Annotated in this window: 15 protein-coding genes and 2 tRNA genes; all 17 read left to right on the top strand. The window is 38.7% G+C overall.

The features are described from left to right. Window positions 1–90: 90 nt before the first annotated feature. The 17 genes from ALFOR1_RS09005 to ALFOR1_RS08925 all read left to right on the top strand — a co-directional run bounded on the left by ALFOR1_RS09005 (window position 91) and on the right by ALFOR1_RS08925 (window position 23,451). Window positions 91–181, top strand: a tRNA-Ser gene (locus ALFOR1_RS09005). An 87-nt stretch (window positions 182–268) separates the two neighbouring features. Next, window positions 269–359, top strand: a tRNA-Ser gene (locus tag ALFOR1_RS09000). Between the two features lie 613 nt (window positions 360–972). Further along, complete coding sequence (locus ALFOR1_RS08995; protein WP_058550163.1) at window positions 973–1,353, top strand: hypothetical protein; 381 nt, start codon at window positions 973–975, stop codon at window positions 1,351–1,353. Between the two features lie 128 nt (window positions 1,354–1,481). After that, on the top strand, window positions 1,482–1,940 hold the full coding sequence (locus ALFOR1_RS08990; RefSeq protein ID WP_058550162.1) for a GAF domain-containing protein: 459 nt from the start codon (window positions 1,482–1,484) through the stop codon (window positions 1,938–1,940). Further along, window positions 1,940–2,218 (top strand): hypothetical protein, encoded by a 279-nt coding sequence (locus ALFOR1_RS08985; RefSeq protein ID WP_058550161.1) that lies wholly within the window; start codon window positions 1,940–1,942, stop codon window positions 2,216–2,218. The genes ALFOR1_RS08990 and ALFOR1_RS08985 overlap by 1 nt, the downstream gene beginning before the upstream one ends. A 15-nt stretch (window positions 2,219–2,233) precedes the next feature. Then, complete coding sequence (gene proQ, locus ALFOR1_RS08980; protein WP_104642749.1) at window positions 2,234–2,881, top strand: RNA chaperone ProQ; 648 nt, start codon at window positions 2,234–2,236, stop codon at window positions 2,879–2,881. Between the two features lie 26 nt (window positions 2,882–2,907). Then, window positions 2,908–4,932: a carboxy terminal-processing peptidase gene (prc, locus tag ALFOR1_RS08975; protein WP_104642748.1), complete on the top strand. Its 2,025-nt coding sequence runs from the start codon at window positions 2,908–2,910 to the stop codon at window positions 4,930–4,932. 179 nt (window positions 4,933–5,111) lie between these two features. Further along, window positions 5,112–6,575: a Na+/H+ antiporter NhaC gene (nhaC, locus tag ALFOR1_RS08970; RefSeq protein WP_171038409.1), complete on the top strand. Its 1,464-nt coding sequence runs from the start codon at window positions 5,112–5,114 to the stop codon at window positions 6,573–6,575. A 44-nt stretch (window positions 6,576–6,619) separates the two neighbouring features. Next, window positions 6,620–9,214 carry an aminopeptidase N gene (gene pepN / locus ALFOR1_RS08965; protein ID WP_104642747.1) on the top strand — a complete coding sequence of 865 codons (2,595 nt, stop codon included), beginning with the start codon at window positions 6,620–6,622 and terminating at the stop codon, window positions 9,212–9,214. Next, entirely contained in the window at window positions 9,215–9,436 is a 222-nt protein-coding gene (locus tag ALFOR1_RS08960; RefSeq protein ID WP_104642746.1) for a DUF2835 family protein, read from the top strand. A gap of 250 nt (window positions 9,437–9,686) precedes the next feature. Further along, the gene (locus ALFOR1_RS08955) at window positions 9,687–11,786 is read left to right on the top strand and encodes a DUF1302 domain-containing protein (protein WP_104642745.1); all 2,100 of its coding nucleotides are present in this window, start codon (window positions 9,687–9,689) and stop codon (window positions 11,784–11,786) included. A 13-nt stretch (window positions 11,787–11,799) separates the two neighbouring features. Further along, the gene (locus ALFOR1_RS08950) at window positions 11,800–13,164 is read left to right on the top strand and encodes a DUF1329 domain-containing protein (protein WP_104642744.1); all 1,365 of its coding nucleotides are present in this window, start codon (window positions 11,800–11,802) and stop codon (window positions 13,162–13,164) included. A gap of 132 nt (window positions 13,165–13,296) precedes the next feature. Continuing rightward, window positions 13,297–14,292, top strand: coding sequence for a WD40/YVTN/BNR-like repeat-containing protein (locus ALFOR1_RS08945; RefSeq protein ID WP_058550154.1), 996 nt, complete (start codon window positions 13,297–13,299; stop codon window positions 14,290–14,292). After that, window positions 14,292–16,613: an efflux RND transporter permease subunit gene (locus ALFOR1_RS08940; protein ID WP_104642743.1), complete on the top strand. Its 2,322-nt coding sequence runs from the start codon at window positions 14,292–14,294 to the stop codon at window positions 16,611–16,613. The genes ALFOR1_RS08945 and ALFOR1_RS08940 overlap by 1 nt, the downstream gene beginning before the upstream one ends. 209 nt (window positions 16,614–16,822) lie before the next feature. After that, window positions 16,823–21,664: an NAD-glutamate dehydrogenase gene (locus ALFOR1_RS08935; RefSeq protein ID WP_104642742.1), complete on the top strand. Its 4,842-nt coding sequence runs from the start codon at window positions 16,823–16,825 to the stop codon at window positions 21,662–21,664. Between the two features lie 118 nt (window positions 21,665–21,782). Beyond that, window positions 21,783–22,793, top strand: coding sequence for a quinone-dependent dihydroorotate dehydrogenase (gene pyrD / locus ALFOR1_RS08930; RefSeq protein WP_104642741.1), 1,011 nt, complete (start codon window positions 21,783–21,785; stop codon window positions 22,791–22,793). A 127-nt stretch (window positions 22,794–22,920) separates the two neighbouring features. Continuing rightward, the gene (locus ALFOR1_RS08925; RefSeq protein ID WP_058550150.1) at window positions 22,921–23,451 is read left to right on the top strand and encodes a cell division protein ZapC domain-containing protein; all 531 of its coding nucleotides are present in this window, start codon (window positions 22,921–22,923) and stop codon (window positions 23,449–23,451) included. Window positions 23,452–23,470: the final 19 nt, after the last annotated feature.

Below are 23,470 nucleotides of genomic sequence, written 5' to 3'. Positions count from 1 at the left end.
AACAAATTAATTGTTTTTTAAGCACTTAAACAATTAATTTAAAAAAAAGCTTCACAAAGGCAATGGGTTTCCCTATTATGCAGGCCGTGCGGAGAGATGGCAGAGTGGTCGAATGCACCGGTCTTGAAAACCGGCATGGGTTTATAGCCCATCTAGGGTTCAAATCCCTATCTCTCCACCACTTATTTAATAAGTGTGTGGTATTAATTATATATCATTCATTTAAAATAAATATTAGTACACTCTTACTAATATTTATAATAGTTTTGGAGAGATGGCAGAGTGGTCGAATGCACCGGTCTTGAAAACCGGCATGGGTTTATAGCCCATCTAGGGTTCAAATCCCTATCTCTCCACCATTATAATAAAGCCCGCTATTTAGCGGGCTTTTTTGTGCCTGCGAATTAAAGCTGTTTTATTTTTCATCTTTTTTAAGCCTTTAGATGAGCATGGCTTCTTACTAGGGCGTGTTGATCTTTGTGGTTTGAAATTTGTTCAACCTAGGGGCGATTAAATCGCGGCGCGAGGTTTGTAACCTAGTGGGCTCGGTAACTGCTCCTGCGTTACCCTATTGGCTTACATCCATGTAAGAATAAGTAAAAACCGAGTAAAGCTTCCGCGTCCTGCTCACGCCCCTTACCTACATCCATGTAGGCAACAAAGAGTTTATCGCCCCTAGGCAGAACCCGAAGGGCAGCGCATGTTTGGCATTTATGCTACGTTATCGCCTATTTATGGGGAGTAACCACACTTCATAGGCTCTGCCTTGCCTAAAAACCAAACATACTGCTGCAAATTCAAGCATCAAAGATCAACACGCCCTAGTGTCCATCATCTGCAATAACTTACAAAGCTTGCGTAAATCTGTATGTAAAATCATCATAAATTACGACCATAGTCTCTGTTTCTAACCTTAAGATCTTGGTGCATGCTTAATACATAGTATTTAGGCTTGTGTATTAAGGATTTTAAATGAAACATCAACTAGCAAAAAGCGTAGGGCTTTCGTTATTATCGCCTGTTATTGTAGGCAGTTTACTTGGTGTTTATTATTCACTTACGCTGGAAGGCGAGTTTGTCTCAATATTTTTAAACTTGTTAATGACTGCTATATCAAATGCACACATTGTAGGCTTAACAATGGCGGCTTTCGTGGTTCCCGGGTATTTACTTATGTTTAAGTATTCAAAGGTTAATTACTCTGGTGTACTAACGCTAGGTTTGTTAGGTGGGGCTATTTTTAGTTACCTCTTGAGTGCCACCACAGGCGAAATATTTTTAATTAATAGTGTTATGTCGGCATTCGCTGCGGGGCTATTTTTATTTGGTCTTCGTAAATCAGCAAAATCATAATTGCAGCTTTATTAATCAAGGGCGCTGATAAACGGCGTAAATTCCTTTTTTTTACCCGCAAAAGGTTCCAATTTTTCACCACAAAGAGTACCTTTAGCTACTGTATGTTTAATAAGAAGTAGTTTGGTATGCAAAAGCACGATTTTTACCAGTCATTAGTTAAGCAAACTGAATCGCTGATTGCCGGTGAATCGAATGTAATTGCTAATATGGCAAATATAAGCGCGCTGTTATTTACCTCTTTAGAAGATGTAAATTGGGCGGGTTTTTACTTTATGGATTCACCGTCAGAATTGGTATTAGGCCCGTTTCAGGGTAATCCTGCATGTATTCGTATTCCAGTAGGAAAAGGTGTATGTGGAACGGCTGCAGCTACATTGCAAACACAATTAATTGAAGATGTGCACGCATTTGATGGGCATATTGCCTGTGATGCGGCGTCAAACTCTGAGATTGTTGTACCTATCATGAAACATGGTAAAATATTTGCAGTGCTAGATATTGATAGCCCTAGTATCTCTCGATTTGATACTGATGACAAAGCAGGCTTAGAGGCATTAATTAAGTGTTTTGAGGCTAGCTTGTAATGAAAGATTTGCTAAATGTTCAAGACTACCTATTTGCTATACAAGATGTTGGCGATTGGGAAGGCGATGAAGAACATGTAGCGGAAACGCTCAATGATTTGATTCACATAGCGTGGGACCGTCTACCAGACGACTCCGAGTGTGAATTTATTGATGAAACAATTAATGGTATTTGGGAACACCTTCGAGGTGATATGGCTGTAATTGAAGCTGACTTCGAAGAGTTGGTCGACTGGGTAATACACTACGTCGATTCGTCCCTTGATGAAAAGATGTGAAAAATAGGTTCTAAAATGGAAACCACAAACAAGCTAAAAGATATTAATGAAGTACTGGAATTCTTATATCAAGAATTTCCTCAGTGTTTTAAACAAAAAGACGGGATCAAACCGCTTAAAGTAGGTATTTTTAAAGATATCGCTGAGCGTATTGAAGGGTCTGAAAAAGTAAGTAAGACTCAAGTACGTCAAGCCCTTAGAAAATACACGTCAAACTGGCGTTATTTAGAAGCTGTGACTAAGTCAGAGTTTCGTATTGACCTTGATGGTAATCAAGGTGAAAAAGTTGAGCAAGAGCACATCGACCATGCACAAAAAGCATTGGAAGAAAGCCGCGCTAAAATGGCTAAACGTAAAAAACAACAGCGTCCACGCCAAGACTCAGATTCAAAATCTTTCAAAAAGAAACCATCTCACGCAAATAAAGCGGGCGAGCGTAGTGCTTCAGCTAACAAACCAGCTAAAGCTGCACCGGCTAAACGTTCAGGAAAAATTGAACCTTTACCAGCAGACGAGGTCAAGGTTAATAACAAGGTTAAGGTTAAACTTGGCCAAGCACTTGTAAATGCAGTAATTACAGAAGTGAACAAAGATGACGTTCACGTTGAATTAGTGACAGGTATGCAAGTTAAAACTAAAGCTGACAGCTTATACATCATTTAAGCTGTAAATAAATTAAGGAGTTGTGTATGAGTAAAAAGTTTACGCTCATTCCGTTAGTTGCTGCCCTGTTTTCAGGTTCATTATTTGCTGCTGTAGAAGCCGTTACAATCGACGATTTACCTCAGCTCAAGCAAGAAAGTCAACATGGAACTGCCAGCAAACGAGTGGCTAGCTTATTTACTCGTTCACATTACACACCGGTTCGATTTAACGATGAGCTTTCTAGTAAAGTCTACGATCGTTATATTGAATCCCTTGATTTTAATAAAAGCGTTTTTTTAGCAAGCGATGTTGCGTCTTTTGATCAATACCGTGACGACTTTGATAACGCTTTGACTACCGGCAAATTAGGTTTCACGTTTGATATTTTCAACTTAAGCCTTAAGCGTCGTTTTGAACGTTATGAATATTCACTTACATTGCTTGAAAAAGAAATGACGTTTGATAAAGAAGACGAATACTTTTTTGATCGAGAAGATGCAGCGTGGCCAACATCTCAAGCTGAGCTTGATGAAATTTGGCGTGAGCGTGTTAAATACGATGCTTTACGTTTAAAAATGACCGGTAAAGATTGGGACGGTATTAAAGAAGTACTGACCAAGCGTTATAAAAATGCGCAAAAACGTTTGGTGCAATCAAATTCAGAAGATGCATTTCAAATTGTAATGAATTCACTCGCACGTAGTATTGAGGCGCATACGTCTTATTTATCGCCACGTCGTGCAGAGCAATTCAAAATGGACATGGACCTAGAGCTTGAAGGTATAGGTGCAGTATTAAGTCCAGATGAAGATTACACTGTTATTCGCAGCTTAGTGCCGGGTGGCCCTGCTGATAAAACAGATCAAATTAAAGCTGATGACCGTATTATTGGTGTTGCCCAAGATGGCGAAGAATTTGTAGATGTAATTGGCTGGCGTTTAGATGACGTAGTTGATTTAATTAAAGGCCCTAAAGGCACTAAAGTACGCTTGCAGTATTTAAAAGGTGTTGACGCTCATGGCGCACCTAAAGTAGTTGAAATCACGCGTGATAAAATCCGCTTAGAAGATAGAGCAGCTAAGTCAGAAGTATTTGAGGCAAAATATTCTGATTTAACAAGTAAAATAGGGGTGATTGAAATCCCAGGTTTTTACAACAACCTATCAAAAGACGTCAAAGTTGAATTAGCAAAGCTTAAAGAAGAAAAAGTGGATGGCATTATCATCGACTTACGCCAAAATGGTGGTGGTTCTTTATATGAAGCAACACAGCTGTCAGGCTTGTTTTTTGACCAAGGCCCTGTTGTTCAAATTCATACTTTAAATAACCGTATTGAAGAGCAAAAAGACCGTGATGGCATTACTTATTACGACGGCCCATTAACTGTATTAGTCGATCGCTATAGTGCATCTGCGTCTGAAATATTTGCAGCCGCTATGCAAGACTATGGTCGTGCAGTTATTATTGGCGAGCAAACCTTTGGTAAAGGTACTGTACAGCAACACAAAGGCTTAGGCCGTGCTTACGATTTGTACGATAATGCGCTTGGCAGTGTGCAATATACAATTGCTAAATTTTACCGTATAAATGGTGGTAGCACGCAGCACAAAGGCGTTATTCCTGATATTTCGTTTCCATCAGCAATTGACCCAGCAGAGTGGGGCGAAAGTAAACAAGATAATGCTTTACCTTGGGATAGTATCGTAAAAGCGAAATACAAAAAATTAGGTAATTTAACGCCTATCATTACTTATTTAGAAAAAAACCATGAGCAACGCATTAAAGCAGAGCCTGAGTTTAATTATGTATTTGATGATATAGCCCGTTATAACGAAGAAAAAGATCGTAAAACTATTTCTCTAGTTGAAGCTAAGCGCATCGAAGAGAAAGACGAAGGCGAAGCACGTGCACTTGTGCGTACAAATGAGCGTCTTAAACGTTTAGGGAAAGACCCAATTGAAAATCTAGACGACGCACCTGAAATAATCGAAGAGTTAGACCCGTTTTTAGAAGAAGCGGCGTTGATCACTCAAGATTATATTAAATATGGGCGTATCGCTAAAAAGTAACCACTGGTTTTACCTCTATAAAAAAGGCGCTTTAGCGCCTTTTTTACTACCCATAATTTAGTAAATTGTTATAATCGCCTATTACTTTAAGTTGGGTTACCTTATTGTGCTCAATTTATGCGTTAACCGTTCAAAAATAATAATTAAACACGCAGCGAATGTGTGTAGGAGTCTCTATTTTGAAGCCATTGGAAGATAAACCAATTAAGCCCGCCTCGTTTTTTGATGCACTAATTCCCATCTCTGTATTAATCTGCTTACTCGGTGCCGCTGTATATTTATTTGGTGATAACTCATCATCAGGCCCTAACCAAATTGCACTTTTATTTGCTACTTTTGCAGCCGCTTTAATTGGCCTAAAAAATGGTTATACCTGGAAAAAACTTGAGCAAGCAATGATTGAGGGAATTACACTTTCACTTGGTGCAATTTTAATATTATTGATGGTGGGTGCTTTAATTGGTACTTGGTTACTCTCGGGTACTGTACCCACTTTAATTTATTATGGCCTACAGGTTATTAACCCTAGTTGGTTTTATGCAGCGAGCTGTTTAATTTGTGGCATTGTAGCTATGAGTATTGGTAGTTCGTGGACGACAGCAGCTACTATAGGTGTTGCCTTGTTAGGTGTAGCAACTGGCCTCGGGCTTGAGCAAACAGTTACCGCAGGTGCAGTTATATCGGGTGCTTATTTTGGCGACAAATTAAGCCCACTATCCGAGACAACAAACTTAGCACCAGCAGTTGTAGGCGCTGATTTATTTGAGCACATACAGCACATGCTATGGACAACCGTTCCTAGCTTTGTAATTGCACTGATTATATTTATATTTATGGGCTTTAATGCCACTGCTTCGAGTGAAGCAGGGCGAATAGAAGAAATAACAGTAATTTTACAACAAAACTTTAATATTGGTTTTGAAATGCTCATTCCACTTATTGTCCTATTAGTATTAGCAATTAAAAAAATGCCAGCTTTTCCTGCTATTTCCATTGGAGCTGTTGTTGGTGCAGTATGGGCAATGTTGTTTCAATCAGACTTAATTGCGAGTCAAATTGATGTATCTCAAGGACAATTAGTGGGTTACTTTAAACTAATATGGACAACCTTTTTTGATGGTTTTAGTGTAGATACTGGTGATGACAAAATGGACTCATTATTAAGTGGTGGTGGTATGGCAGGAATGCTTACAACCACATGGCTTATAATGACTGCGCTTATGTTTGGCGCTATTATGGAAAAAACAGGATTGTTAGACATTTTTGTTAAGAGCATATTAAAAGTTGCTAAAAGTACAGGGTCTTTAATTGCCTCTACTATTGCTACGTGTGTGGGTACAAATATTATTGCAGCTGATCAATATATAGCTATAGTTGTACCTGGACGAATGTTTAAAGACGAGTACGAAAAACGTGGCCTAAAGCCCGTAAATTTATCTCGTACGCTTGAAGATGGTGGCACAATTACAAGCCCGCTGATCCCGTGGAATACATGTGGTGCTTATATGCAAAGTGTTTTACTAATAAACCCATTTGACTATGCATTGTATGCTTTCTTTAATTTGATTAACCCATTCTTAGCTATTGTTTATGCCTATTTAGGTATTAAAATTTTACGTATTAAACCTAAGCAATCAGCTTAAACTAAACAGCTCCTTTATTTAAAGGAGCTTTTTTTGGAGTATTTATGACTGCACCTACTAAGCCTCAAGCGCAATATTTAAAAGACTATAAAGCCCCAAATTTTTTAATTGAGCACACTGAGCTCACTTTCGACTTGCAACCACTCACAACTAGAGTGACGGCTTTACTTACTCTTCAGCGTGCCGATAATAACAATACGCCGCTAGTGCTTGATGGTATAGATTTACGCTTAGTGTCTTTATCTGTAGGGGGAGCTGCTATAACGGATTACCAAATAGTGGGTGAGCAACTTATTATTAATAATCTGCCAGAGCAGTGCCAATTAAGCATTGTGACTGAAATATCTCCGCAAACTAATACCTCACTAGAGGGGTTGTATTTATCTGGTGGTGCTTATTGTACCCAGTGTGAAGCGCAAGGCTTCAGAAAAATAACCTACTACATGGATAGACCAGATGTGCTTGCTACATTTGATGTAACCATTATTGCAGATAAAAAATACCCGCAACTACTATCCAATGGTAACCAAGTAGACAGTGGAGAAACACAAGATGGCCGCCACTTTGTTAAGTGGCAAGACCCATTTAAAAAGCCAAGTTACTTGTTTGCTCTTGTAGCGGGTGATTTTGATGTACTTAAAGATACCTACACAACTAAAAGTGGTAGAGATGTTGAGCTTGCATTATTTGTTGATAAAGGTAATTTATCTAAAACACCACATGCTATCGCGTCACTTAAAAAAGCAATGCAGTGGGATGAGGAGCGATTTAACTTAGAATATGATTTAGATATTTACATGATTGTAGCCGTAGATTTTTTCAATATGGGTGCAATGGAAAATAAAGGGCTAAACGTATTTAACAGCAAGTGTGTATTAGCAAATCAAGAAACAGCCACAGATAAAGATTACCATACGATTGAGTCAATCGTGGGTCACGAATACTTTCACAACTGGACGGGTAACCGTGTTACTTGCAGAGACTGGTTTCAGTTATCGTTAAAAGAAGGTTTAACGGTTTTTAGGGATCAAGAATTTAGCAGTGATATAGGCTCTCGTGCCCTCAACCGTATTGATGCAGTAAAAGTAATGCGTACTCACCAGTTTAGTGAAGACGCAGGCCCAATGGCACATCCAATACGCCCTGAAAAAGTAATAGAAATGAATAACTTTTACACCGTTACCGTTTACGATAAAGGTGCTGAAGTAATACGCATGATGCATACCTTATTAGGGGAAGAAAGCTTTCAAAAAGGGATGGATCTGTATTTTGAAAGACATGATGGGCAAGCTGTCACCTGTGATGATTTTGTAAGTGCCATGAGTGATGCGTCAGGTGTCGATTTGCAGCAATTTAAGCGTTGGTATAGCCAATCAGGAACTCCTCGATTAAATGTAGAACAAAGCTTTGATAACGACACAAATACATACTCGTTAATAATAAAGCAGTGTGCACCTAGCAATCAGCCTGAAAATAAGCCTCTACATATTCCTTTTGCCATTGAGCTTTTAGATGCCAATGGACAAAGTATTGAGCTTGAGTACAAAGGGGAAAAGCAAGATCACGTACTTAATGTTACAAGCAAAATACAAACGTTCAGTTTTGATAATATAGCCACTAAGCCTGTTGCCGTTTTACTTGAGGATTTTTCTGCGCCTTGTATTTTGACTCAACAAACTACGCAAACCGAGCTGCTGCATATAATGCGCTTTGCTCGTAGTGACTTTTCTCGCTGGGATGCGCAACAACAACTGTTTATTAAAGCTGTAAAATCACAAATTAGTGATGCAAGTAATAGCGCATTAAGTGCTGATATAATAAATGCACTTCGTGTACTTATTAGTACTAAAGAGGGTGATTTAGCGTTAATTGCTGAATTACTTAAAATACCAAGCTTTGACACATTAGCTGCTGAATTTGATGTAATTCCTGTTGATGAAATAATAAAAGTAACCCATACATTTGAGCAGCAAATTGCTGATGAGCTAAGTGATGAGTTTGTTAATTGCTATAATTCGCTTCAAGATGATGGCAGTGTAAGCGCAAGTGCTGTTGCAAACCGTGCTTTAAAACAATTATGTTTGCATTACCTTGCTAAAACACAAAAAACGGAAGCTATTACGTTTATTAATGAAGCTGCAAACTCAAACAACATGACCAATGTGCTAAGCGCCTTAAGTGCTGCTGTAAAAGCATTAAATCCAATTCAACACACTCTTTTGAGTCATTTTGATAGCCAATGGCGCCATGATGTATTAGTTATGGATAAATGGTTTGCGCTTCAAGCAATGCAGTCGGGCAATGATGCCATAGATAACATTAAAGCGTTGTATGAACACCCATGTTTTGATTTTTCAAACCCAAACCGCGTACGTGCCCTTGTAGGCAGCTTTAGCCATTTTAATACTGCACAATTTCATCGTGCAGATGGTAAAGGGTATGAACTATTAGGCGATTTACTGATAAAGCTTAACGCTATAAATCCGCAGAATGCATCGCGAATGCTAACACCATTTATGTCATGGAAGCGCTATGATGATGCACGCTCTCAAGCTATGAAACAGCAGTTACAACGCTTAGCTGACCTTGACGGGTTGAGTGACGATCTTTATGAAAAGGTAGAAAAAGCGCTCGCATAAATGATTGAGTATTATTTTAGTATTAGATTGAGCTATAACGAATGTATGGATTACTACCATGGTCGTTTTAGCTCGTTACAGGTAGTTGAAGATAGCGGCAAGACAATTCGTTTTGCTGCTACTCATTTAAGGCCCTTTATATCAAGCATAGGTATACGAGGCCGTTTTAGACTTTTGCTCACCCCTGAGAATAAATTTATCCGCCTTGAACGAGTGGCCTAACACTCGGTTTTTATGTTATAAAACAATAAAAATATTATCTTTTTGTTAATTTCAATTTGTTCTATTGTTAATTTACGTGTATAAATTATCTGGTATGACGTCTTACCAATACGTAAACGTCAGCTAAGAAATATAAATAACTGATTGAATGCGACCATTTGTAATTTGTTTAATTCGCTTCTATCGTTACGATTACACTAAAAACAATAACTTGATCACACAAAATGACCCGCGACAGGGGGGAACCACAATGATAAGAAGATCGCTTTTTGTTAAAAACAAAATCGCTATAGGTTTAGCAGCCGCTAGCTTAGGTTTATCAGCAGCAAGTTCACACGCTGCAACGTTTGAAGCTGGAGGTTTTGATATCACCTTCGATTCAACCTTTTCATATGGCCAAAGTATCCGTGTTGAAGATAGAGACTTCAGTCTTATTGGTAAAAGTAACAATCCAGCATTTGACTGGTCAGGTTACAACCCAGCACTAAATAACACTATATATTCATCACAAGACGTTTGGGCCCAACCAGGCTCTTATTCTAACAACGGTGATGCTGGTAACTTAAACTTTGATAGCGGTGATTCATTCTCAAAATTATTAAAAGGAACACACGACCTTTCAATAACTAAAGATAATTACGGTTTGTTCACACGTTTTATGTACTTTTATGATTTTGAGTTGATGGATGGTGATCGCGCTTATTCAAACCCAACTTCTGGTGAAGGTGTTGACCCGTGTGACGATAAAGATACAAAAGAGCAAAGCTGTGCAGATATCCGTTTACTAGATGCATACGTTTGGGCTAATTTTGATTTAAACGACGGGAATAACCCATTATCAATTCGCTTAGGTCAACAAGTAGTTAACTGGGGTGAAAGCACACTTATATCTCATGGTATTAACGTAAACCCTGTTGATATAGATCGTTTAAAAGCCCCAGGTGCTGAGCTTAAAGAAGCATTTATTCCGGTAGGCATGCTTTGGGCCTCACTTGGTATTACCGAAAATATTACACTTGAAGGTTTTTACCAGTACCAGTGGCATGAAACTCGCCTCCCTGCAGCGGGTACGTACTTTTCTACAAATGACTTTGCAGCAGAAAATGGTTATCAACAAAATGTTCAACTTGGTTTTACTTCAAACCCAGATATTGACGTTGCTTTTTTAACGGATAGCTTAAATAACTTAACGTCTGATTTTGCAATGGCAGCTGCGGCGCAGGGTATTGATCCTGCAAGTGCACAAGGCCAAGCATTACTTGCAAGCATGTACCTATCGTACCCAACGAAAGTTGCGCTTAAAGGTAAAGGCGATAATGGTAAATCTGAGCCTGATGATGGTGGTCAATATGGTTTACGTTTAGGTATGTTTTTACCTGAGTGGAACGATACAGAAATTGCACTTTATCATGTAAATTACCACAGTCGTCGTCCTCTGATTTCAGGTCGTGTATCAAACTTTTCCAATGCATCTATTGCGCAAGATTTAGCGATGATCATGACTACAGAAATCACCTCAGATAATGTAGCTGATTTAACTGCGTTTTCTAAAGCTGAAAATGAATACCCAGAAGACATCAAGCTTTATGGTTTAAGCTTTAATACGACAATTGGTGAAACAGCTTTTGCAGGTGAGTTTGCATTTAGGCAAGATGAACCTCTACAAATTGATGACGTAGAGCTTCTTTACACTGCTATGCCTGAGCAATTGGCTGTTGCTGGTATTCGTCCTGATTTTGCGGGTATTTCGCAAATGAGTATAGGCGATGCGGTAAGTTCTGTTGCTGCAGGCGAAGTTGCTAAAGGTTATATTGAACGCGATACATCGCAAATTCAGTTTACGGCAACACATTTATTTGGCCCTTCACTAGGTGCTGATAGCTGGGCTGTAGTTGGTGAAGTGGGTGCAGTTAAAATTCACGATATGCCAGGCTACGACGAAATGCGTCTAAATGTGTCAGGTACCGGTCGAAGTGGTGTTATTACAGGCCCAGGAACAACTGATTACTCTACGTTACAACTGGGCCTTTCAAACGGTGCAGAGCAAAAGTCATTTGCAACAGCATCATCTTGGGGTTACCGACTTATTGCTAAAGGTGATTATTTTAACCTTTACAACGGTATTAACTTCTCTCCACGTTTTGTATTTTCTCATGACGTAAATGGTAATACGCCAGATCCTATGTTCTTATTTATCGAAGATCGTAAATCTTTAGGCGCTACTATGAACTTTAACTACCAAAATGCTTGGTCATTAGATGTAAGCTATAACTCATTTTGGGGTGGCGGTGGTATTAATACCTTCTCAGACCGCGATTACGTTTCTTTTAACTTAAAATATTCAATCTAGGGGTAACATTACTATGATTAAAAAACCTACCCTCATCGCTACTGCATTTTGTAGCTTATTTGCAAGCAGTGCCGCATTGGCAAAAATGAGCGCTGACGAAGTTGCTCGTTTAGGACAAGACTTAACCCCATTGGGTGCTGAAAAAGCAGCTAATGCAGATGGCTCTATTCCAGCTTGGAACAACGGAATTACAACTGCACCAAAAGGCTATGAGCCTGGCATGCATCATCTAGACCCATATACTGCAGACAAAGTACTTTTTACTATTGATAAAACAAATATCGATAAGTACAAAGCTAACTTGAGCCCAGGTCAAATTGCATTAGTTGAAGCATACCCAGATACATTTAAAATGCCTGTGTATGAAACTCGCCGTTCTGCGTCATACCCTCAATTTGTATATGATGCAACTAAAAAGTTTGCTGCTACTGCTGAATTAGTTGAAGGTGGGAATGGGATTAAAAATACTGCAATAGGTATTCCTTTTCCAATTCCTAAAACGGGTTTAGAAGCAATTTGGAATCATTTATTGCGTTATCGTGGGCAGTCAATTGAACGCTTTGGCGGTCAAGCGGCGCCAACAGCATCAGGCTCTTACAACTATGTAGGTTTTGATGAGCAGTTATTAGTTAAATACTCTGATCCAAGTGCAACACCTGCAGAGCTTCAAGACTCAAACATTTTGTTTAAATTTAAACAAAGCGTTACAGAGCCTGCGCGTTTAGCGGGTACCGCATTATTAGTTCATGAAACAATGGACCAAATTTTAACACCTCGTCAAGCATGGACTTATAACTCAGGCCAGCGTCGCGTGCGCCGTGCACCTAACGTAGCTTATGATGCACCAGGTACAGCGGCTGATAGCTTACGTACAACTGATGACTTTGATATGTTTAACGGTTCTCCAAATCGTTACAACTGGACGTTAAAAGGTAAGCAAGAGTTATATATTCCGTATAACAGCTATAAACTTCACAGCGACAAGCTTGAGTATGATGACATCTTAAAACCAGGTCATATCAACCCAGAACATACACGTTACGAAAAACATCGTGTATGGGTTGTAGAAGCAAACTTAAAAGATGATACGCGCCATATATACAAAAAACGTGTATTTTATATTGATGAAGATAGCTGGCAAGTACAGGTTACGGATATTTATGATAACCGCGACCAACTTTATCGTGTAGCTATGGCTTATGGTCTTAACTATTACGAAGTACCTACACAGTGGAGTACGCTTGAAGTTTATCACGATTTGAATTCTCGTCGTTATTTAGCGATTGGTTTAGATAACCAAGAAAAAATGTACGATTTTTCACAGTCGTTTAATGATAACGAATTTACATCAAGCGCTCTACGTCGCGCTGGAAGATAGTAATAAATTAGGCACTTAACTTTAGTTAAGTGCCTTTTCCTTTCACATCGCGTTTGTCTAATATCAAATCGCGCAACGTTTTCCTCAGTATATAAAGACAAACAATTATCTCGTTCAAGGCGATTAAAATTTATGAAGTATTTGGTATATGCCAGCCTGATTATAAGCGGTGCGAGTGTTGCACAAGAAGCTCCTCAAAATGCAATCAGTGCAATTAATGCAGATAAGACGCTATTAACTGATATTACAGATACAGGTAATGGCTTAATTGCAGTTGGTAAACATGGCACAGTAATAAAGAGCCTATCAGGCGATAAGTGGCAACAAGCTGAACTTGTACCAACTCAAGTGCTATTAACAGCTGTTGATTTTAGCAGTGAAAAAAAGGGTTGGGCTTGTGGGCACGACGCTACAATTATTAATACGACTGATGGCGGTAATAACTGGCAGTTACAACAAGTTAAACCTGAATTAGACAAACCTTGCCTCGATATTTTATTTGAAGATGATTTAAACGGTTTTGCAGTCGGCGCATACGGCATGTTTTATCATACTAGTGATGGTGGAAAGCATTGGCAAAAACGCTTTTTAGACTCGCTATTATTTAGTGAAGATAGAGACTATCTCAACGATTTAAAAGAAACTGACCCTGAAGGCTATGAAGCTGAAACTGCCTCTATTTTACCTCATTTTAACCGTATAGAAAAAACAGATAATGGTTTAATGCTCGTTGGTGAAATGGGTTTAATGGCTACAAGCACCGATAATGGGCAAACCTGGGTTCGACTTGAAGAAATATACCCAGGTTCATTTTTTGCGCTTGCCTCTGATAGCGAACAAGAAATTGTAGCAGGACTTCGTGGTAATGTTTTTGTTAAGCAAAATAATGAACAGCAATGGCAGCATTTCGAAAATATTAAAACAGCCACCATCAACAGCATTATTAATTACAATAATAAACAATGGCTGATGCTAGCTAACAGTGGTGTTATTTTTCATCTACAGGATGGATTATTAACGCATGAACAACTCGCCGACGGTAAAGCCATTCTTGATGGCACAATTTTAAATAATAAACTAATTATGGCGACTGAAGACGGCATTAAAGTGAAGGAGTTAACCCCTTAATGCATAAGTTACTCGATTTTATTGAAAAGGCGATTTTTAGACATCGCTTAATTATGCTTATAAGTTTTGCACTTATAACGTGTTTGCTTGCATTTAAAGCAACTCAGATTCAACTTGATGCGTCATTTAATAAAAACATCCCGTTAAATCACGATTATATGAAAGTGTATACCAAACACGAAAAACAGTTTGGCGGCGCTAATAGTATTTTAATTTCGGTATGTGACGACAGCGGTAATATTTTTAACCCTGAGTTTTTTACTCAATTAAAAGCAGTACACGATCAACTTTATTTCATTCCTGGTGTTAACCGTCCATTAGTAAACTCTATATTTTCTCCAAGTGCTCGTTTTGTTGAAGTGGTAGAGGATGGTTTTGCTGGCGGCCCAATTATTCCTGCAAACTTTAAAGCTGATGCACGTGGTTTAGGTGTTGTTAAAGAGAACATCGAAAAAGCTAAAGTAGTAGGACGCATGATTGCAAGTGACTACTCTTGTGCCATGGTGAGCGCTCAATTACTCGAAACTGATCCGCAGACTCAGCAAAAACTTGATACCTTAGCGTTTGCTCAAAAACTTGAAACCGACTTACGAGAGCCGTTAAGCACTGATAAAGTGAGTATTCATATTATTGGTTTTGCAAAAATGGCCGGCGATATTGCTGAGGGTGCAAAAGGGGTTGTCTTATTTTTTGCAATTGCGATTGCTTTTACCTTTATTATGGTTTGGTTATTTTGCGGTAGCTTAAAGCTGACTATTTTACCTATAGCGTGTTCAATTATTGCCGTAGTGTGGCAGTTAGGATTGCTTTCTAGCTTAGGGTTTGGACTAGACCCAATGTCTATTTTGGTCCCGTTTTTAGTATTTGCCATAGGTGTGAGCCATGGCGTGCAGATGATAAATGCGATTGGCAAAAAAGTGGGTGAAGGAAAAACTACACGTATTTGCTGTCAATCAAGCTTTAGAGCTTTACTAGTACCGGGTGGTATCGCACTACTTTCAGACACAGTTGGCTTTTTAACGTTACTTACCATTGATATTGGTATTATTCGCGAGCTGGCGATAACAGCAAGCTTAGGTGTTGCTGTAATTATTTTTACTAATTTAATCTTGCTGCCTGTATGGGCTTCATATATGAATTTTGAAAACAGCGTCCATATTCAATCGGGCGATGCCGAAAAACCAAATATGCTAGATAAAATTAGAGACGTTTTAGTTAAAGCAACCGATCCTAAAATAGCTAAAATGATTATTGGATTTACGCTTGTATTGTTTGCTTTGGGTTATTGGCAGGCAGATAAGATGCGTATTGGTGATTTACACGCAGGGGCGCCATCTCTGCATCAAGATGCGCGCTATAATCAAGATACATTCTTAATATCTGATAAATATACTATCTCGTCTGATATCTTAAAGGTAATTGTAGAAGCATATCCTGCTGCATGTACTGAACACGATGTTATGCAGCGTATTAGTCGTTTTCAATATAAAGTTGAAAATGTAACTGGGGTGCAATCTGCTGTGAGCTTAAGCTCTGTAGCGCAATCTGTTAACGCAGGTTATAACGAAGGGAATTTAAAATGGCAAAGCCTACCACGTAATTCTGCAAGCTTAGTTCAATCAACAGCGCGTGTAGAAACCAGTACCGGGCTTTTAAATGGTGATTGCTCTGTTATGCCAGTGATTATATTTTTAGATGATCACAAAGCACAAACAATCGATACGGTAATTCAAAGCGTTAAGCAATTTGCACAAGAAGAGGGTACAGACAAATTAGCCTTTAGATTAGCTTCAGGCCCTGTAGGTGTTATGGCGGCAACAAATGAGTCAGTATCAGCGGCGCAAATCCCTATGATGCTTTATGTGTATGGCGCTGTAATCATTTTGTGTTTACTGAGTTTTAAAAGTGTAAAAGCAACGATAGCAGTTGTTCTGCCACTTTATATTGTATCAACCCTTGCACAAGCTTTAATGGTGCAGTTAGAAATTGGTTTAACAGTATCTACATTGCCAGTAATTGCACTAGGCGTTGGTATTGGTGTTGATTACGGTATTTATATATTGTCGTCGATGATGGGGCAGCTTAAGCAAAATGTACCGCTTAGTGTCGCTTATCGAAATGCACTTGTAGAGCGAGGCAGTGCAGTACTCTTTACGGGGATCACACTTGCTATTGGTGTGAGTACTTGGATTTTCTCAGATCTTAAATTCCAAGTTGATATGGGCATACTGTTAACCTTCATGTTTTTAGTGAATATGTTAGGTGCAGTGCTGTTATTACCTGCAATTGGTAGCTTGCTCTGGACTGACCAGAAAAAATAATGTGAATAATTTTGCTCCTAAATGGCCTGTATAGGCCATTTATATCTATAATTTGTGAATAGATGACCAAATAGCTGAAATGCTTAAAATGTTTTCATCGAAAAGGCTGTTTATTAGCTGTAAAAGGGTTAGAATTTAACTGACTCCACACTAATAAATCGCTGTACAAATATTCTGCTTTTTAGCAGCAATAGATTAAGGAACATACAATGACACGAAATGAAGGCCAAGCCTCGGTTATCTTAGATAATGTCTGTAAGCTTATCCAGAAAAAAGTTCACGCTGATAATGTGTTACTCGTTGAAAAATTCGCCAAAGCCTTGTACAGCAATATGTCTAAAGAGGATTTGGCACACCGCAACGATAGTGACCTTTATGGCGCAGCACTAAGCCTTTGGAATTCGCTAGAAAAAAATACCACTGATGACGCTTTTATTCGCGTTTTTAATCCTGAAGTGGCAAAAGACGGCTGGCAGTCGTCACACACTATCGTAGAGATAATTACGAAAGACATGCCATTTTTAGTAGACTCAGTGCGTATGGCCATGACGCGCGAAAATATTGCCTCTCACTTATTACTTCACTGCCCATTAAAAATTCAACGCGATAGTGATGCAAAAATCTCTGGCTTATCAAATTTAAAAGCAGAACAAGAATCAACATCAACCAAAACTGTTTTCTTCATTGAAATTGACCGTCAAACAGATACATCTGTGATTGAGTCTTTCAAAAAAGAACTTGAGTCTGTATTAGTTGATGTCTCTATTGCTGTAGATGATTGGCAGCCAATTCGTAAAAAGTTAGTTTCGGTAATTAAAGAGTTACCTAAACGTCATCACAAAAAAAGCAAACACGAAATATCAGAAACAACAGAGTTTTTAGACTGGTTAGCTAAAGATAACTTTACGCTAATGGGCTACCGTGAATATGAATTATGCCCAGTTCAAGGTGATTACCAATTAAAAGGTAAAATGGACACAAGCCTAGGCTTGATGAAAAACTCTACAGAAGAGCATTCACGTTTATTATCAGAGTTACCTGAAGTCGCTCGTCAAGAAGCTCGTAGTAGCAATTTACTTATTCTAACAAAAACTAACTCCGTTTCTCGCGTGCATCGCCCGGCTTACATCGACTACGTAGGTATTAAACGTTTTGACGATGAAGGGAATGTTATTGGCGAAGACCGCTTTATTGGTTTGTTCTCTTCAAGTTTTTACAATAACAGTGCAGCTGATGTACCTGTATTAAAAAGTAAAATTAATCGTATTATGGATATGTGTGACTTTGCTAAAGGCACTCATGCTTATAAAGCGGTATTAAATATTTTAGAAACCTACCCACGGGACGAACTAGTTCAAGCACGCGAAAGCGAACTTTTAGAAGTTGCTATGGGCGTTTTACAAGTACAAGAGCGTGACATGTGTCGCTTATTTGTACGTAAAGATGCATATGGCCGTTTCTTATCTTGTATGGTTTACGTTCCGCGTGAGCGTTATAACACCGCTCTGCGTCGTGAAACCCAAGATATTTTAGCTAATGCATTTAATTCTGACGATAAAGTCGAATTTACTACTTATTTCTCTGAGTCAACACTTGCGCGTACTCATTACACCGTTCGTGTGACCGACAACAATATCGAATATAACGTGAAAGACATCGAAAACAATTTAGTAGAAGCTGCGCGAACGTGGGAAGACAAACTACAATCTGCACTATTAGAATCTGCAGGCGAAGCACGCGGTAACGATTTAAACCGTAAATACTGCAATGCATTTGCACGCTCATATAAAGATGAAGTATTGCCAAGTGCTGCGGTTGTAGATATTGAAAAGTTAGAATTACTTAGTGACGAAAACAAGTTAGAAATGCTGTTTTACCGTCCACAAGAAGAAGCTAACAGCAATATTGTACGTTTGAGCTTATTTCATAAAGATGAGCCAATTCATTTATCTGATGTTATGCCAATGCTTGAAAACTTTGGCTTACGCGTTGTTGGCGAAACGCCGTATTCAGTTAAAACAAGCGATGGGCGTATTAATTGGATCATGGACTTCTCGATGCTAATCGATAGCAAAGGGATGGCTGACTTTGATAAAATTTCAGCACGTTTTCGTGCTGCGTTAACTAACGTTTGGGGAAACCGCTTAGAGAATGACGGCTTTAACCGTTTGGTGTTAATGGGCGGCTTAACAGGTCGTGAAGCCTCCATTTTACGCGCTTACGCTAAGTACATGCGCCAAATCGGTGTTACTTTCTCGCAAAGCTACATTGAAAGTACGTTTGCAAATTACCCTAATATTGCAGCGCAAATTGTAAATTTATTTGCTAAAAAGTTCTCAGTTAAAAGCCCTGCGAGTGCTAAAACTCTCGAAAAATTAAGTTCTCAAATATACCTAGAGCTTGAAAACGTAGCAAACCTTGATGATGACCGTATTATACGTTTATACGTAGATATGATTGTTGCTACGTTACGTACTAACTATTTCCAAAAAGATGATGCAGGCCAGTTTAAATCGTATGTGTCGTTTAAAATACAGCCAAGCCTAATTCCAGATGTACCACTTCCACTTCCTGCGTTTGAGATTTTTGTATATTCTCCGCGCGTTGAAGGTGTGCATTTACGCTATGGTAAAGTTGCTCGTGGTGGACTTCGTTGGTCAGACCGTCGTGAAGATTTCCGTACTGAAGTACTAGGCTTAGTTAAAGCGCAACAAGTTAAAAATACAGTAATTGTACCTGTAGGCTCTAAAGGTGGTTTTGTATGTAAACAGCTACCAAGTGAACGCGAGGCGTTTATTAAAGAAGGCCAAGAGTGTTATAAAATATTCATTCGTGGGCTTTTAGATATAACTGATAACATTGAGCGCGGCGAAATTGTGCCTGCTAGAGATGTTGTTCGCCACGATGAAGACGATGCTTATTTAGTTGTTGCAGCCGATAAAGGAACCGCTACGTTCTCTGATATCGCAAATGGCATAGCCAATGAATATAACTTCTGGTTAGGTGATGCATTTGCATCAGGCGGCTCTGTAGGTTACGACCATAAGAAAATGGGTATTACCGCCAAAGGCGCGTGGGAGTCTGTTAAACGTCATTTCCGTGAAATGGATATTGACTGTCAAACTACCGATTTTACTGTAGTGGCAATTGGTGACATGGCAGGGGATGTATTTGGTAATGGTATGTTGTTATCTAAGCATATTCGTTTACAAGTAGCATTTAACCACATGCACATATTTATTGATCCGAATCCTGATGCAGCTACGTCTTACCCAGAACGTGAGCGTTTATTTAATTTACCGCGTTCATCGTGGGAAGATTACAATAAAGAATTAATTTCTGCTGGTGGTGGTGTTTTCTCTCGTGCTGCTAAATCAATTACGCTTAGCCCAGAAATGAAAAAAATGTTGGGCACTAAAAAAGCAAGCATGACGCCTAATGAGCTAATGAAAGCCTCATTAATGATGAACTTTGATTTATTATGGAATGGCGGAATTGGAACATACATTAAACACTCTAAAGAAACCGATGCTGATGTAGGGGACCGTGCAAACGATGCACTACGTATCAACGGTAAAGAGTTAGGCGCTAAAATAATTGGTGAAGGTGGTAACTTAGGCGCCACTCAATTAGGTCGTATTGAGTTTGCTGCTAAAGGCGGACGTGTAAATACAGACTTTATTGATAACGTTGGTGGTGTAGCGTGTTCAGATAACGAAGTTAACATCAAGATTTTATTAAATGGTTTAGTAGCTGAAGGTGATTTAACGCGTAAACAGCGTGATGAGCTGCTTTATTCGATGACTGATGAAGTGTCTGAATTAGTACTTAAAGATTGTTACCGTCAAACGCATACAATTTCTATCACGCAGTCTAAAGGGGCTTCCACCCTTAAAGAAAAAATTCGCTTTATTCATGCTCTTGAAAAAGAAGGCAAGTTAAACCGCGCTATAGAGTTTATTCCAAGCGATGAAGAATTAGCAGAACGTGCAGCAGCGGGTAAAGACTTAACTCGCCCTGAGCTCTCTGTACTTGTATCTTACGCAAAAATGGTATTAAAAGAGTCATTAGTAACAGAAGAAATTACTGAAAACCCTTATTACCGCCAATTACTTGTTAAATCGTTCCCACGTCCTCTACGTGAGAAATTTAACGATGCGATGAATAATCATCCACTGCGTAAAGAAATTATAGCGACTAAACTTGCTAATAATATCGTTAATGACATGGGCTTAAACTTCATGGTACGTATGCATGAAGAAACAGGCGCTAACGAAGCTGAAATAGCATTGTGTTATTCAATTGCCAGTGAAATATTTGAAATGCGCGATACTTGGTCTTCTATCAGTGCGCTTGATAATAAAATTCCAGCATCAGTTCAAACAGAAATGCTTTATCAACTACGTCGTACGGTACGTCGCGCAACACGTTGGTTCTTACGTCATCGTAATAAAGCACTCACTATTGAACAATCAATCGAATACTTTGCACCAGTATTTAAAGACTTGAGTGAAAACTTAAATTCTTACATGGTCGAAAAAGAGAATGAACGTATAGTTGTTGAGTCAGATAAGCTAGTTCAAAGCGGTGTACCTAAAGATATCGCTAAGCGTATTGTGTCTTTATCTAGTTTATTCTCTGTAATGGATTTAGCAGAAATAGCTAATAGCTCAAGTAAAAATATTTCTATGGTATCAAACACCTACTTTAAACTAGGTGCGCGTATGGGCCTGCATTGGTTCTTAGATCAAATAACGCATCAGCCTGTTGCTAATCACTGGCAAGCTCTGGCTCGTTCTTCATATCGTGAAGAACTTGATTGGCAGCAACGTACATTGTCAGAAGTTGTTCTTAATAGCTTTGAAGGCGATGACAACGATGTTGATAAACAAATTGATCAATGGATGGACAGCCAAGATTTATTGCTTCAGCGCTGGAAGCAAATGCTTGCTGAGTTTAAAACATCGCAAAGCCATGACTTTGCTAAGTTCTCAGTAGCACTGCGTGAATTGATGCTGTTAAGCCATAACTGTGATACTCCATGCAAATAATCTAATTTTTAACGGTTATTTATTTAGTAAATAATCAGTTAATTTTTAAAATTGCTATATAATACCTCAGCCTTGTCTGAGGTATTTTTTTGTCTGCAATTTAAAGAGGATTATGTTGATGTTTTATGATTTAGCTCGCCGTTTTATGTTTACCCGTGATGCGGAGTGGGCGCATGAGTTTGCACTTAATAATCTTCGCCGTTTTTCTAATACACCGCTTAATGCAGCTTGGTCTCAAAGTATTGCAGATAAACCGGTAAATTTTTTAGGACTAGAGTTTAAAAACCCTGTTGGACTTGCAGCTGGCCTTGATAAAAACGCTGAATGTATTGATGCTTTTAGCCAAATGGGGTTTGGCTTTGTAGAAGTGGGTACGGTTACACCTCGTCCACAAGCTGGCAACGATAAGCCACGTATATTTAGACTTCCTCAGTCAAATGCGATTATTAACCGCATGGGTTTTAATAATAAAGGCGTGGATAATTTAGTTAATAATGTTAAAGCTGCTAAGTATACAGGCATTTTAGGCATTAATATTGGTAAAAATAAAGATACGCCTAATGAGCAAGGTAAAGATGATTATATTCATTGTATGCGTAGGGTTTTCGAACATGCTTCTTATATTACCGTAAATATTTCATCACCAAATACACCAGGACTTCGTGACTTACAATACGGCGCAGCACTGGATGACTTATTGCAAAGTTTAAAAAATGAGCAGCTTGATTTAATTGCAAAGCACAATAAACAAGTGCCAATGCTTGTAAAAATTGCGCCAGATCTTGATGAGATCCAAATAGCACAAGTAAGCGAATCATTATTAAGTAATAAAATTGATGGTGTAATTGCAACTAATACCACGTTAGAACGCAGTGCAGTAATGGGGCTACAATACGCTGATGAAGCGGGTGGATTATCTGGATTGCCTGTGAGAGAGCGCTCTACGCATGTAGTTAGCGAATTAAAACGCTTAACCAAAGGTAACTTACCAATAATTGGGGTAGGGGGTATTGATGATGCCCAATCAGCAAAAGAAAAGTTAAATGCCGGTGCAAATTTGGTTCAGGTTTATACTGGGTTCATCTACAAAGGTCCACAATTGGTCAAGTCGATCGTTAACGGCTTATAAGGATCAGTTATCTAAGCTTTTGATCGTTCAATAAATGTTCTAAGCAGGCATTTATAAAATGGTCAAAAGCGGTTATACTTTAAGCTTATTGCATTATTTATCTACTACGTTATCCAAGGAGGAGCACATGTTACAAGCATCAAAGCAATGGCAGTGGATTGCTTGTCCTAAACAAAATCGTTTATTACTCGATTTAGACGATGATATGCAATTACGCACACCTTATAAATTAAGACAACTTACCGACTGCGTATTTAGTAATCCTCGCTTTAGCCTTGAAGATGCTGCATTTTACGAACAAGTTTATAATTACTTAGACGGTTTTAATTTATATAAGCCTGCTCAAATATGCCAAATAGCGTTAAATGCAACAGCTGTAAAATTTCACTTAAAACCTGTACTTGCTAAAAGTTGGTTTTTTCAAGAATATACCGGTAATGAGCCAAGTGTTGAAGCAATCATTAAGCTTGCCTCTAAAGCCCAAATTGGTGAATTCTTAATTGTAGAGCATTGCCCTGATGCTTCTATTTGCATTAATTTGAACGAAAACTTTAAACTTGATGATAATTTATCACTTGAGCAGTTTGAAGTGATCCGTGTTCTTAATAATCGCGTTCACCCACTTTTAAACCAGCAATATCAAAGCCAAACAGCATAACCAATTTTAACGTTTATAC

The organism is Pseudoalteromonas carrageenovora IAM 12662 (assembly GCF_900239935.1).
GTDB lineage: Bacteria > Pseudomonadota > Gammaproteobacteria > Enterobacterales > Alteromonadaceae > Pseudoalteromonas > Pseudoalteromonas carrageenovora.
This window is presented reverse-complemented; position numbering and strand designations above follow the sequence as displayed.

What these genes read in the sequence shown, in the direction of transcription:
- ALFOR1_RS08960 (WP_104642746.1), top strand. Translation starts at nt 9,215, where the DNA reads ATGATTGAGTATTATTTTAGTATTAGATTGAGCTATAACGAATGTATG.
- ALFOR1_RS08950 (WP_104642744.1), top strand. Translation starts at nt 11,800, where the DNA reads ATGATTAAAAAACCTACCCTCATCGCTACTGCATTTTGTAGCTTATTT.
- ALFOR1_RS08985 (WP_058550161.1), top strand. Translation starts at nt 1,940, where the DNA reads ATGAAAGATTTGCTAAATGTTCAAGACTACCTATTTGCTATACAAGAT.
- ALFOR1_RS08940 (WP_104642743.1), top strand. Translation starts at nt 14,292, where the DNA reads ATGCATAAGTTACTCGATTTTATTGAAAAGGCGATTTTTAGACATCGC.
- ALFOR1_RS08925 (WP_058550150.1), top strand. Translation starts at nt 22,921, where the DNA reads ATGTTACAAGCATCAAAGCAATGGCAGTGGATTGCTTGTCCTAAACAA.
- pepN (WP_104642747.1), top strand. Translation starts at nt 6,620, where the DNA reads ATGACTGCACCTACTAAGCCTCAAGCGCAATATTTAAAAGACTATAAA.
- proQ (WP_104642749.1), top strand. Translation starts at nt 2,234, where the DNA reads ATGGAAACCACAAACAAGCTAAAAGATATTAATGAAGTACTGGAATTC.
- ALFOR1_RS08990 (WP_058550162.1), top strand. Translation starts at nt 1,482, where the DNA reads ATGCAAAAGCACGATTTTTACCAGTCATTAGTTAAGCAAACTGAATCG.
- ALFOR1_RS08995 (WP_058550163.1), top strand. Translation starts at nt 973, where the DNA reads ATGAAACATCAACTAGCAAAAAGCGTAGGGCTTTCGTTATTATCGCCT.
- ALFOR1_RS08935 (WP_104642742.1), top strand. Translation starts at nt 16,823, where the DNA reads ATGACACGAAATGAAGGCCAAGCCTCGGTTATCTTAGATAATGTCTGT.
- ALFOR1_RS08955 (WP_104642745.1), top strand. Translation starts at nt 9,687, where the DNA reads ATGATAAGAAGATCGCTTTTTGTTAAAAACAAAATCGCTATAGGTTTA.
- pyrD (WP_104642741.1), top strand. Translation starts at nt 21,783, where the DNA reads ATGTTTTATGATTTAGCTCGCCGTTTTATGTTTACCCGTGATGCGGAG.
- prc (WP_104642748.1), top strand. Translation starts at nt 2,908, where the DNA reads ATGAGTAAAAAGTTTACGCTCATTCCGTTAGTTGCTGCCCTGTTTTCA.
- ALFOR1_RS08945 (WP_058550154.1), top strand. Translation starts at nt 13,297, where the DNA reads ATGAAGTATTTGGTATATGCCAGCCTGATTATAAGCGGTGCGAGTGTT.